General features: G+C 61.4%; 14 protein-coding genes and 1 tRNA gene. 12 read left to right on the forward strand and 3 right to left on the reverse strand.

Annotation, left to right across the window (positions count from 1 at the left end; all coding sequences use genetic code 11):
- Positions 1–64: 64 nt before the first annotated feature.
- On the reverse strand, positions 65–1,000 hold the full coding sequence (locus tag OXH56_08480) for a COX15/CtaA family protein (protein MCY3555344.1): 936 nt from the start codon (positions 998–1,000) through the stop codon (positions 65–67).
- A 138-nt stretch (positions 1,001–1,138) separates the two neighbouring features.
- Here OXH56_08480 and OXH56_08485 point away from each other — a divergent pair.
- From OXH56_08485 to lepB, 10 genes are all read left to right on the forward strand, one after another.
- A tRNA-Trp gene (locus OXH56_08485) sits at positions 1,139–1,211 on the forward strand.
- Between the two features lie 78 nt (positions 1,212–1,289).
- Complete coding sequence (locus OXH56_08490) at positions 1,290–1,655, forward strand: hypothetical protein (GenBank protein MCY3555345.1); 366 nt, start codon at positions 1,290–1,292, stop codon at positions 1,653–1,655.
- Positions 1,656–1,690: 35 nt separating this feature from the next.
- Entirely contained in the window at positions 1,691–2,455 is a 765-nt protein-coding gene (locus OXH56_08495; GenBank protein MCY3555346.1) for an arginase family protein, read from the forward strand.
- A 62-nt stretch (positions 2,456–2,517) separates the two neighbouring features.
- Positions 2,518–3,729 carry a CaiB/BaiF CoA-transferase family protein gene (locus OXH56_08500; GenBank protein MCY3555347.1) on the forward strand — a complete coding sequence of 404 codons (1,212 nt, stop codon included), beginning with the start codon at positions 2,518–2,520 and terminating at the stop codon, positions 3,727–3,729.
- A 168-nt stretch (positions 3,730–3,897) separates the two neighbouring features.
- The gene (locus OXH56_08505; protein MCY3555348.1) at positions 3,898–4,695 is read left to right on the forward strand and encodes an arylamine N-acetyltransferase; all 798 of its coding nucleotides are present in this window, start codon (positions 3,898–3,900) and stop codon (positions 4,693–4,695) included.
- 63 nt (positions 4,696–4,758) lie between these two features.
- A complete protein-coding gene (locus OXH56_08510) occupies positions 4,759–5,148 on the forward strand; it encodes a co-chaperone GroES family protein (protein ID MCY3555349.1) in 390 nt (129 codons plus the stop codon).
- A 48-nt stretch (positions 5,149–5,196) separates the two neighbouring features.
- Positions 5,197–5,907: a Bax inhibitor-1 family protein gene (locus tag OXH56_08515; protein ID MCY3555350.1), complete on the forward strand. Its 711-nt coding sequence runs from the start codon at positions 5,197–5,199 to the stop codon at positions 5,905–5,907.
- A gap of 59 nt (positions 5,908–5,966) precedes the next feature.
- Positions 5,967–6,122: a hypothetical protein gene (locus OXH56_08520; protein ID MCY3555351.1), complete on the forward strand. Its 156-nt coding sequence runs from the start codon at positions 5,967–5,969 to the stop codon at positions 6,120–6,122.
- Between the two features lie 153 nt (positions 6,123–6,275).
- Entirely contained in the window at positions 6,276–6,656 is a 381-nt protein-coding gene (locus tag OXH56_08525; protein ID MCY3555352.1) for a hypothetical protein, read from the forward strand.
- Positions 6,657–6,763: 107 nt separating this feature from the next.
- Entirely contained in the window at positions 6,764–7,363 is a 600-nt protein-coding gene (gene lepB, locus OXH56_08530; protein ID MCY3555353.1) for a signal peptidase I, read from the forward strand.
- A gap of 46 nt (positions 7,364–7,409) precedes the next feature.
- Here lepB and OXH56_08535 read toward each other — a convergent pair whose 3' ends face one another.
- On the reverse strand, positions 7,410–9,776 hold the full coding sequence (locus OXH56_08535) for a M1 family metallopeptidase (protein MCY3555354.1): 2,367 nt from the start codon (positions 9,774–9,776) through the stop codon (positions 7,410–7,412).
- A 291-nt stretch (positions 9,777–10,067) separates the two neighbouring features.
- Positions 10,068–10,601, reverse strand: coding sequence for a hypothetical protein (locus OXH56_08540; GenBank protein ID MCY3555355.1), 534 nt, complete (start codon positions 10,599–10,601; stop codon positions 10,068–10,070).
- A 436-nt stretch (positions 10,602–11,037) separates the two neighbouring features.
- Here OXH56_08540 and OXH56_08545 point away from each other — a divergent pair, with 436 nt between their 5' ends.
- A complete protein-coding gene (locus tag OXH56_08545; GenBank protein ID MCY3555356.1) occupies positions 11,038–11,592 on the forward strand; it encodes a hypothetical protein in 555 nt (184 codons plus the stop codon).
- A 41-nt stretch (positions 11,593–11,633) separates the two neighbouring features.
- Positions 11,634–12,152: an adenylyltransferase/cytidyltransferase family protein gene (locus OXH56_08550; GenBank protein ID MCY3555357.1), complete on the forward strand. Its 519-nt coding sequence runs from the start codon at positions 11,634–11,636 to the stop codon at positions 12,150–12,152.
- The last annotated feature ends 211 nt before the right edge of the window (positions 12,153–12,363 follow it).

Below are 12,363 nucleotides of genomic sequence, written 5' to 3' on the forward strand. Positions count from 1 at the left end.
ATTCAACGAATAAACTTGAGCAAACATAACCGGACGGCAGAAATGTGAAAAGAAAAAACCTTGATTACCGGCGTGACGCCCTGACCATGAGCAGAAACATGCATTCTCCGCAGACCAGCAGTGTGGCCAGCGTGAGGTGAAGGACCTGCGCCCCCGGCGGCAGGCCGCCGTAAGCCAGGACGACCCCCAGCGCGATCTGCAGCAGGATGGCGGCCAGGATGAACCGGGCGGCGGCAGGTAGCCGCCCGATCATGCCGTGTCGCCGGACCGCCCGGTAGAGGAGCACGCCGGCAATCAGGACCATCCAGGAAGAAAACCGGTGTACGTGGTCGACGAGGCCCACCTGGGCCAGCCATTCGCCCCGGGGAAGGCCGCCGTCGTCCTTGATGAGGGGATCGATGCCCTCCCGAACCTGCGTGCCGATGAGCACCTGGATCGCCGTTACGGCCAGGAGCACGAGTCCCAGCCGCAACAGTACGGACCGTCCCTGCCCGGAGAGTTCAACGCGCATGCGCTGTTCCATAGACTGGAAAGTCACGAAGAGCAGCAGGCACAGCAGGATGACCGCCAGGGCCATGTGGAGCGTAATGATCCCGGGCTGCAGGCCGGACCGGACCACCTGCCCGCCCAGCCAGCCCTGGAAGCCGACCAGCACGAAACACAGGCCAGCACAGTAAAAGATCACCGGCTGCGTCTTTCGATATCGAAGAGAACGCAGGAAGGTCACGAAGATGAGTATGCCAATGACGACGCCCACGAGCCGGTTGGCGTATTCGGTCCACATCTTGACCGGGTTGAAGTCCGCGGGATCGTAGCCCCTTTCCCGGACATAGGCCATGTCCAGCGCTTCCACGCTTGCCGGCGGCAGCCAGGAACCCCAGCACCGGGGCCAGTCGGGACAACCCAGGCCCGCGCCCGTTATCCGAACCAGGCTGCCGATAGTGATCAGCAGTAACGTCGCCGCCAGGGTGGCGAGGGCCGTTTTTTGAAAGGCGTTCATGATAGGGCATCATAGATCGCAATGCCTTTTTGGGCAAGGGATATCGGGCGTTGAACGACGGGCCCGTCGGCGGAAATTTGGTTGCCAATCCGGCCGCGTCGATGTATCTTGTGCCGTGCAGTTCGAGGCGGCTTTTCAAGGGGTATAGCTCAGCTGGTAGAGCGGCGGTCTCCAAAACCGTAGGTCGCGGGTTCGAATCCTGCTGCCCCTGTTCCATATCACAGGCCGAGCGCCGCCGCGGTCCACACGCCGGGCGCCGCCGCGGCTGACTTGCCGGAACGGACGGGCCATGTCTTTCTTCGAAGTGGAAACCTGGGTACCCAAGCCCGACCGGAAAGTCGATCACGACGAAATGATCCGGACCTGGTTCGCTTTCGTGGAAGCCCACAAAGACGACCTGTTCCCGGAATGGCGGTCCGCCCGCTACTTTCGCGAAGTGGAACACAAATCCGGCGTGGCCACGGGGCGCTACGTGATGGTGTTCGAATACGTGTCCCACGCAGGATTTCTCGCGTACAAGGAGAGGCGCAAGGACTGGTCGGGACCCTACGCCGAATACAGGAAAGTGGATCCCTACCAGTTCTTCGACCTGGATACCGTAACCGAGACCTGCTGGATGCCGGAAGAGCAGGACCGCTGGCTGGACTTCACCTGAGGACCACAAGAGACCACGACCAACCCGGTGTAACCATGCGTAATCAATACATACTCACGCCGTACTTCCTGGACCGGCACGACCCGGCGCTCCTCGACCTGGCGCGGGACGACTGGACCGTAAACGAAACGGCGCTGCAGGGCGACAGCGAGATGGCCCGCACCCTTTGCGTACACCGTGCCCTCGCCGACCGGGTCTCCGAAGCCGCGGAGGCCGGCAGGCGGCCGGTCAGCGTCGCGGGCGACTGTTGCGCGACCATACCGATCATGGCCGGGCTGCAGCGCGCCGGGATTCAACCCCTTTTCCTGTGGCTCGACGCCCACGGCGACTTCAACACCTGGGAGACGACGCCGAGCGGGTTCCTGGGCGGCATGCCGCTGGCCATGATGGTCGGACTGGGCGAGCAGACGATGGTCGAGAACCTGCACATGGATCCGATTCCCGACGGGGACGTCATCATGTCGGACGGCCGCGACCTGGACCCCGGTGAGCGGAAACTGGTCGAAGCATCCCGGTTGCGGCATTTCCCGGACGTGCTCGAACTCCTGAAGTGCGACCTGTCCGGCAGGCCGGTCTACGTCCATTTCGATACGGACATCCTGGATCCGTCGGAGGCGCCCGCCATGGGCTACCCGGCGCCAGGCGGACCGCCGTCAACCGACCTGGAGCGCGTGTTCCGCCACCTCGCGGATCATTGCGACATCGCCGCGCTCTCCATCTCCACCTGGCGTTCCAACATGGACGAAGACGGCCGCAGTAGGTCCCTGTGCATGGGCCTCTTCGAAATCCTGACCGGCTGACCGGCGATCCGGCTGACCGGCGATCCGGCTGACTGCGATCCTGCTGACTGGCGAGTCCTGCCTTGTCTTCCACCGATACCCTCTTCAAAGACCTGATCGTCATCGAGGCCGCGAACGTGCTCGCCGGCCCCGCCGTGGGCATGTTCTTTGCCGAACTCGGCGCCACGGTGATCAAGGTGGAGAACATCAAGACCGGCGGCGACACGACCCGTCAGTGGAAACTGCCCGCCGAAGACAGGAACTCCGATGTGTCCGCCTATTTCTCTTCGGTTAACTGGGGCAAGCGATCCATCGGCGTCGATTTCGCGATCCCTGCGGGATACGAGGTGATCGTGGACCTGGTACGGCGCGCCGACGTCTTCCTGCAGAGCTTCAAACCGGGCGACGCCCGCAAGTTCGGGCTCGACTACCCGGTCCTCCGCGATGTAAACGACCGGCTCATCTACGCGGATATCACTGCCTTTGGCGAGACAGACGAACGGCCGGGGTTCGATGCCGTCCTGCAGGCGGAGACCGGTTTCATGGGCATGAACGGTACCGAAACGAGCGGCCCGGTCAAGATGCCGGTGGCCCTGATCGACCTGCTGCTGGCCCATCAATTGAAAGAAGCCCTGCTGATCGCCCTCATCGAACGGATGCAGTCGGGACGGGGCTCGTACAACACGGTTTCGCTGTTCCAGTCCGGTGTCGCGTCTCTCGCCAACCAGGCCGCGAACTACCTGGTGGCCGGTACCGTGCCGGGCCGCGCAGGTTCCGATCACCCGAACATCGCGCCGTATGGAACGGTGTTCAGGACCTTGAACGGGGAACCCGTCGTGCTGGCCGTCGGCACCGATAGCCAGTTCCAGGCCCTATGCGAGGTCCTGGATATTCCCGAAGCCGCCGCGGACGGGCGGTTCGCCACCAACCAGCAACGCGTGGTCCACCGCGACGCGCTGAACGCGCTGCTGACGCAACGAATCGGCGGGCAGGAGAGGGACGCCTTGCTGACGGAGTTACAGGCGCGACAGGTACCGGCCGGCGCGGTCCGGCGTCTGGACGATGTTCTTGCCCACGCGTCCGTGGAACCGCTGCTGCTTCAAGGGAAGCGAAGCGACGGCGTCCCGATCCACGGCCTGCGCACGGTCGCTTTCGAAAGCGATGTCGTAACGCCCCCGCCCACACTGGATTCGCCTCCGGCATTCGATGCCGACAGTCGATATGTGCTTGCCGAAGTGCTGGGATATACGGAGGAACGGATTCAGGTGCTAAGGGACGCGGGAGCGGTCCTGTAGTCCAATCGTTTCAGGTGGTACGGTCCCTGTTCCAACGACCGGATTTCGGTTGCTGGCACTACGTGAAATGCCGTATATTAACACGGGTTGAAGGCGTGAGGGCGCGAAGCACACGGTACACTGCTGCGTCAAAATCCATTTGCGCCTCGGAATGCACAGGGAAGCCAGATGGACGTTGATATCGCAGCCTATTGCGCGCGCATCGGAGTCAGCGGCCCGCTGCCGCCAACGGCAGCGACACTGCGCCGGCTGCACCATGCGCACATGCTGGCCGTGCCCTTCGAGAACCTGGACATCCATTGGGGCCGCCCGATTGTGCTGGAGGAAGCGCGGCTCTTCGAGAAGCTCGTGACGCGGAGCCGCGGCGGATTCTGCTACGAGCAGAACGGCCTGTTTGCCCTGGTGCTGCGCGAACTCGGCTTCACGGTCGACCTGCTGGAGGCGCGCGTGGGCGCGAAACCCTGGGAGGACAGCCTGCCCTGGGACCATATGACGTTGCAGGTCACCCTGAAGGAGCGCTGGCTGGTGGATGTGGGCTTCGGTGACGGTTTTCGCGAACCGCTGTTACTGGACGAGGCGAGGCCGCAGGCGCGCTCGGATGGCATCTGGCGTGTGCAGCACGACGGCTGCGAGGGCCTGCATTCGAGCCGCACGACAGCCGGTGACTGGAAAACCGAGTATCGCTTCCGGCTGCGGCCGCGTCATCTGGTAGACTTTACGCCCGGTTGCGAGCATCACCAGCACTCGCCGGAGTCCCATTTTACGCAGCAGCGCTTGTGTTCGATCGCTACGAAGACCGGGCGGATCACGCTGAGCGACCGGTGCCTGATCGAGACGGAAGGGTTCCCGTCACGGGCTATCGCCGGCAGCGATAAACCGGAAAACGCCCGACGCCAGGAACGGGACCTGGCCGACGAGGCGGAGTTCCTGCAGTTGTTGCGGGAGCGCTTCGGCATCGAACCCTGAACCGGGACCAGGAGAGGTGCCGGGGTTCGGACGTCACACAGATTCCACGAAATGCGAAGGGATATGAGCGAGTTAATTATTGTAGGAGACCGGGTGCTCGTCGAGCAGCACGACGGCGAGCAGCTCACCCATTCGGGACTTTACCTGCCCGCCACGGTGACCGAGAAGGAAAAGGTGGGGACCGGAAAAGTCGTCCGCGTGGGACCGGGGCACCTGATGCCCAATCCGGACTACAACGAGGGCGACCCGGTAACCAGGCCCGCAGAATCGGTGCGCTACCTGCCGCTTCAGGCCCAGACGGGCGATTTCGCCTTCTACCTGCGCAAGGAGTCCATCGAGATCAATTACCAGGAGAAAACCTATATCATCGTCCCGCACAACGCCATCCTGGCGCTGGTGCGATCCGACGGCAACGTGCTGCAGGACCTCGAGGACCTGCTCGGTGAAGAGTAACGGGATCTTAAGACCGGTTGATTAACCCAATAGAAGGAGCGTGAACCAATGAACAGGACGGCGGCCTACAGCAGGGCACAGCAAGGCATACCTGTCGCGCAACTGGGTGTCGACGTGCGCGGGGCGTTTATCACCCGTACCTACACCCATCTTCTCGGGGCGATCCTGGCTTTCGCCCTGATCGAGATCTATTTGTTCCAGACCGGCATGGCGGAATCGATCGCCCGCGTGCTGCTCGGCGGGTCCTGGCTCATCGTACTGGGCGGGTTCATCATCCTGAGCTGGATCGCGTCCCATTTCGCGCACAGTGCGCAGACCAAGGGCGGTCAGTACGGCGCGCTGGGGCTGTTCGTCGTAGGCGAGGCCATTATCTTCACGCCGCTGCTCTACGTTGCCGATTCCATGGCGCCGGGTGTGATCAACAGCGCCGCCACGGTTACGCTCCTCGGGTTTCTCGGGTTGACGATCGTGGCCTTTCATACCCGCAAGGACTTCTCCTTCCTCGGCGGACTGCTGAGGTGGGGGTTCATCTGCGCGCTCGTGCTGATCGTGGCCAGCGTGCTATTCGGATTCCACCTGGGGACGATCTTCACCGTGGCTATGATCGTACTGGCCGGCGGCGCGATCCTTTACGACACATCGAACGTATTGCATCACTATCCCGAAGACCGGCACGTTGGCGCGGCGCTTCAACTCTTCGCCTCCGTGGCGCTGTTGTTCTGGTACATTCTGCAGTTCTTCCTGTCCTCTAGAGACTAAATACACCCGGGCAGGAGGCACCAAGGCGCCAATTCATCGATCAGGGAGGAATTCCAGGGATGTTCAAATACATGCGTATCAAGACTACGTTGTCCATAGGCCTGATGGCCCTCGTGCCGGCGCTGTTTGCGCTGGCTTGCGAGGGAAAGGTGGGACCGACCGGACCGGAAGGGCCGCCGGGACAGGAGGGACCGCGAGGACCGGAGGGGCCGTGAGGCCCAACTGGCACGGACGGAAGTACGGGACCGGTAGGACCGCAGGGACCGCCTGGCGAGGTTCGGGTCATCGACCTGGACCTGATCGGCTCGTGGCGGGCCGTGGGTACGGATCTCGGTCAGACCCTTGCGCAGAACCTACGGGATTTCCTGATGAACATAGGGGGACTGGACGAAGCGACCGCCGATGCCATTGTCGCCGAGTTTCTCAAGGAAATCGAAGCAGACCTGGCGAACTCGTCCCTCGGGACATTGACGCTGAACGCCGACGCCACCGCCTCCAATCACCTGGATGAATCGGCCGTGTGGTCGGCCAACGGCAGCATTCTGGTCCTGAAACAGGACGACACCGTCGTTTTTCTCGGCAATTACGTGGTCGAGAACGACCGCCTGACCCTGACCCTGACCAGGGATCATGTGCTGCAGTTGATCCAGGCCGGTTCCGAAGAACCCCCGACGCAGGACGAGCTGATGCTCTTCGACGTAGTTTTCGGTGAGGATGGCGGGATCAGCTTCTTCTTCGAACGGGATTAGCCCAGAACGCCGCGTTCATCGCTCACCGTTTTCACCGGACCGCGTTCATAGCAACCTTAGTAATCTTAGTAACCGGACCGCGGGCGGTGTCATCAGAAAAGGTACGCATGCACCCCAGAATCAGGACCATCGGCAGGGAAGTCGTTTCCTTCGGGCTCATCGCGCTGGTCCTGCTGGCGGCCCGGTCTACCCTTGCCGACCACTATACCGTCCCATCCGGTTCCATGGAATACACGCTCCTACCGGGGGACCGGATCTTCGTGGCCAAGTACACCTACGGCTTCCGGATTCCTTTCACGGACTGGAAGCTCACCGAGGGACGGGAAGTGGAACGGGGCGAGGTGGTGGTCTTCGATTCGCCCGTGGAAGACATCCGCCTGGTGAAGCGGATCGTCGGCGTGGGAGGCGACACCGTGTCTATCCGCGGGGGACAGGTTTCCATCAACGGCACGACGATGGGTTCCTACACGGATATGCGGGAGGAGTTCTACGGCGAACGCCGGGTCCGTCTGAACCTCAGTTACAGCGGGGGGGAGGACTACGGTCCGGAAGTCATTCCCCCCGGGTATCTCCTGGCCATCGGAGACGCCCGGGGGAACAGCAAGGACGGCCGGGTCTTCGGATTCATCTCAAAAGACGCGGTCTACGGCCGGGCCGTGTCCGTCTACTACCGCGACGGCGAAGGCCTCTGCTGGCTGAAGCTGTAGCGGAACGCGGGACCGGGTGAGCACCGGCCCCGGTTGACCGTGGGTCCTACTGCGTTTCCGTCTTCGTTTCCCCTGCCTCTTCCTTCTCTCTCTCTTCCGCGCGCTGCTGACGCTGCATTGGGTTTTCCGGCGTCCTGAATCGCTGCTTGAACAACTGGAAACGCGTCGGTTTCGATTGCGGCGGCCAGACGTTGTTGCTCAGATCGGTATCCGCGGTCTCCAGGAAGGGATCGAGGGTGATCCTCTCCACCGGTTGGTCCATGACGAACACCTTGGTCACGCTGTCGTCCCGGTACCGCCATATCTCCGCCGGAATCCGCTGCACTTCCTTCGTGCCGTCCTCGAGCTCAAACTCCAGGATCACCGGCATGACCAGCCCGCCGACGTTCTCGAAAGTCAGTTCGTAGAAGTGCTTGCCGCTTTCCAGGATGGCCAGGTCCTCTGGGGTCAGGCTTTCCAGATAGCTTTCATACTCGTCCTGGTCGAGGATGGAAACCTCGAAGGGATCGTACCTGTTGTAGAAATCGACCAGCGTCGAGTCCTGCGCGACCATCGGGTCCGTGATATCGGTCCGGTTGCGCGCGTAGCTGATCCCGCGGTTCTCCTCTTCCCGGTCCGTCCGGGCGATCTCCTTCTCCACCTCCGGATCCCGCGTATTGATCTGGAACCACTTCACGTCGCCCAACCCGAGATCCACGTGGTCCGTGCTGTAGAACCACCCGCGCCAGAACCAGTCCAGGTCCACCGCGGACGCGTCTTCCATGCTGCGGAAGAAATCCTCGGGGGAAGGATGCTTGAACATCCAGCGCTGTGAATAGCTGCGGAAGGCATGGTCGAAGAGTTCCCGGCCCATGACGGTCTCCCGGAGGATGTTCAGCGCGGTAGCGGGCTTGCCATAGGCGTTGGGCCCGAGCTGGAACACAGACTCCGAATTGGTCATGATGGGGGATATGCGCTCCACGTCACCCTTCATGTAATTCACGATCTGGTGGGCGGGTCCGCGGCGGGAAGGATACTCGGTATCCCATTCCTGTTCGGCCAGGTACTGGAGAAAGGTGTTCAGCCCCTCGTCCATCCACGTCCACTGCCGCTCGTCCGAATTGACGATCATGGGGAAGTAGTTGTGGCCGACCTCGTGGATGATCACGCTGATCATGCCGTACTTCGTCCGCTCGCTGTAGGTGCCGTCCGGTTCCGGCCGGCCGCCGTTGAAGCAGATCATCGGGTATTCCATGCCGATGCGGTTCGTGTGCACGGAAATCGACGTGGGATAGGGATAGTAGAAGGTGTACTTCGAATAGACGTCCATCGTATGGGCGACCACCTTCGTGGAATACCGTTCCCACAAGGGGTTGCCCTCCTTGGGATAGAAGGACATGGCCATGACGTGCTGGGGGCCGGACATGACGCCCATGGCGTCCCAGATGAACTTTCGGGAACTGGCGAAGGCGAAGTCACGCACGTTATCGCCATGGAAAACCCAGGTCTTCTTCTCGGTCGCACGGCTCTTCTCCGCTTCGATGGCCTCCGCTTCGGTCACGATCATGACGGGCTCGTCCGCCGTCCTGGACCGCTCGAAACGTGCCTGCTGCTCGTCGGTCAGCACGTCCTTCGGGTTCTGGAGCACGCCGGTCGCCGCGACGATATGGTCGGCCGGCACGGTAATGCTGACCTTGTAGTCGCCGAAAGGCAGGGTGAACTCGCCCCGGCCGAGGAACTGCTTGTTCTGCCAGCCTTCGACCTCGTTATACACCGCCATGCGGGGGAAGTACTGGGCGATGGCGTAGAGATAGTTGTCGTCTTCCTCGAAGTACTCGAAACCGGAACGGCCGCCGATCTTCATCCGGTCGTTGATGTTGTACCACCATTTGATCTTGAACGTGAAGGACCGACCGGGACGGAGCGGCTCGGGGATATCCACGCGCATCATCGTATTGTTGATGGTATGGGGCAGCGGGTTGTCGCGCCGGTCCCGCACCCACTCGATCTTGAAGCCGCCGTCGAAGTCGTTCAGCAGCCTGCGCAGCTGGGCGAAACTCATCTGCCCCGAAACCCGGCTGCCCGCGATCTTGCGCGTGTCCGAGTCCAGTGCCCTCACGTTCTGGTCGAGCTGCACCCAGAGGTAGGCCAGTTCGTCGGGCGAGTTGTTGTGGTAGGTGATGACCTCGGTGCCGTAGAGACGCTGCGTCTCGTCGTCGAGCTCGATCTCCATCTCGTAATCCGCCTCGTTCTGCCAGTACTGGTGGCCCGGCGCGCCGGAAGCGGTCCGGTACACGTTCGGCGTCGGGGCTTCCTGCTTGATCTGGCGGAACTTGCTCCGATTGATCGATTCAGGGCCCTTCTGGGCTATCACGGAGGTGGAAAGGCACGCGATGCTCAACGCGTACACGTAGAATAGAAGGCGTTTCGCCATGGATGGTCTCCTGGTTTCTTAAAGTGTTGCGTTTCAGTCAATACAGATCGATATGAATTATGAAATATATGGATTGGACGGGCGCGTGTAAAGAATCATCCGGGGGGACGAAGGACGGGGGCGCGTGCCGGAGGACGGGGACGGAGGTCGCGTGCCGGGGACGGGAAGCGCGTGCCGGAGGACGGGGCGCACGCCGGGCGGCGCAAGGCTGAACGAATGGACGACGCAGTCCACATGGGACAACACGGCCCGCGTCTGGTTCGCGTTGGCTTGCTCCAATCAATAAACTACCTACCCCTTGGCGAAATACATGGTCACGACCTCTATATCCTTGAACATGATTCTCAGCAGTTCCGCTTCCTCCTCGTCCTCTGCTTCAAGACCCGCGGTAGCCAGCAGCGCAGCAATTGGAAACTGGAGTGACAGCGTGGTGTCCGTAACCGTGTAACCCACGCTGAACGTCTCGCCGTCTGATGTGGTGACGTTGATTCGATTGCCGGACACCTGGAACCGGTCTGGCGGTTCGTTATCGAAAACCACGGTGCCGTCGGCCCTGAAGTGGAGGGTAACGGCGAATGTAACATTGGTATCACCAAGCATGTCGGCTATCACCATGTCGGCCTGGCTTGCAGTCAGGCCCTCCCCGACAAGGTACTCCCGCAGGTTGGCCGCCAGTTTGGCATCGAAATCGTTCCCCGTATATCTCCATGTGCCGATCAGTTTGGCGGCAGGATCCGGTTCCGGGGTAGGCGTCGGGGCCGTTGGCATGTCGTCATCGCCACAGGCCAGTGTGAACATGACGGTCAGCATCAGTAGAACGCGCATGTCATATCTCCTGCGGGAAGGTCCCGCCAAACTCTCGCGGGAGGATGGGTATTCCGATCTGGTTTGTCGCCTGGTATACCCGTTTCCTACGGGGTGCTGCCTGGCTACTCGATTTGTACCTGAAGATACATGCTTTGGGTTCGTAAATCGAACTGTTTTATACCTTTACTATGACAATACCGTGATTTTGTCCGATTATGCATGATTCAGGAAGTTATCCTTTAATGAGGTCGCAGACCGTTTACGTCCCGGTCGAAGACGCTATGGATAACCCCCGCGGACATCGAGGCAGGCATAGGGCAAGATCCGACAAAAGATTCGAGTTGCCTGCCTTGCCGAAATCGGATAACTTCGGTGCTCGGGGACGACCCGAAATTCGTGTCGCGCAGTGGCGTGGTGCGTAGTGTCACGCTGCGCCGGCATATGGGAGGAGCCGATGAAGTGGTTACACACCTGGATGGCCGTGTCGAGTACGCTGCTGGCCGGTGGACTCCTTCTGACGGTCGACGCGGAAAGCGCAGCCCGTTCCATGGGAGCAACGCGCCACGCGGCCCATCCATTCTACATCAGCGTCTGCCAGGTCGATCACAACGCCGATACCGGCGCGCTGGAGATGTCTTTTCGCATCTTCATGGACGACCTTGAACTGGCCCTGGAAACGATGGGCACAGAACGGTTGCACCTGGGCACGGAGCGCGAGGCCGAAAAGGCGGACATCTACATCGGCCGGTATCTCGCTCGCCACGTCGTTATCGAGATAAACGGACGTCGCGTCAGCGCCGCCTTTCTCGGGAAAGAAGTGGACCCGGACGCGATCTGGTGTTACGTGGAGGTCGAGAACATCCCGGTGCTGGAATCGATGACCATGACGAATTCGCTGCTCCTCGAGACGTTCGAAGACCAGGTCAATCTCGTGCACGTCAATGCCAACGGCCAGAAGAAGAGCCTGGTCTTCGACAACCAGCAGGTCACGCAGACCCTGGACTTCTGAGCCGGATTCCGGGTTCCCTGCCACAACCATCATCCCGGACCATGCCGAAGCACAAGCGAAATGCAGCCCGCATCGTCGACCTGGAAGAGTTTCCCGGCCTGGGGTCCAGAGAAGATCTGGGCGCCATCGTGGCCACTTCCGGCGGGTACGATCCGCTCCATCCCGGCCACGTCTCCTGCCTGCTGGAGTCGTCCGCCCATGGCGATACCCTGGTCGTCATCGTCAACGGCGACGGTTTTCTCCGCCGCAAGAAGGGTAAGCCCTTCATGGATCTCAGGGCCCGTTGCCAGGTGGTCTCCTGTATCCGCGGCGTGGATTTCGTCATACCTTTTGAAATAGAAGACGACGATACGGTCTGCGAGGCCCTGAGGGTGATCCGGCCCCGCGTGTTCACCAAGGGCGGAGACCGGACCGGCATGTCCAACATCCCCGAGTGGAGCGTATGCAAGGAACTCGGCATCGAAGTGATTTCGGGGGTGGGGTTGGACAAGGCCTGGAGCAGTTCCGACTACCTGGAATCGTGGGGACGGTTCTGGTCCGGTCGCGCGGACCGCGGGTAGGCCCATGTGGCGTAATTGTTGCTTGTCCCGTGTCCTGGGCCATCTTATAATCCCGGTACACGAGCCTCACCCGGTTTCTCCCGGATGACCCGGAGGACAGCATGGCCAGCAGATACCGCGCCGCCGTGATCGGCCTCGGCCGCATGGGGAGCACATTCGACGACTCATGCGCCATCGCAAAACCGGACGCAGCCTCTCTCGCACCGCCAGC

It is taken from the genome of Gemmatimonadota bacterium (assembly GCA_026702745.1).
In the GTDB taxonomy this organism is placed as follows: Bacteria; JAAXHH01; JAAXHH01; order JAAXHH01; family JAAXHH01; genus JAAXHH01.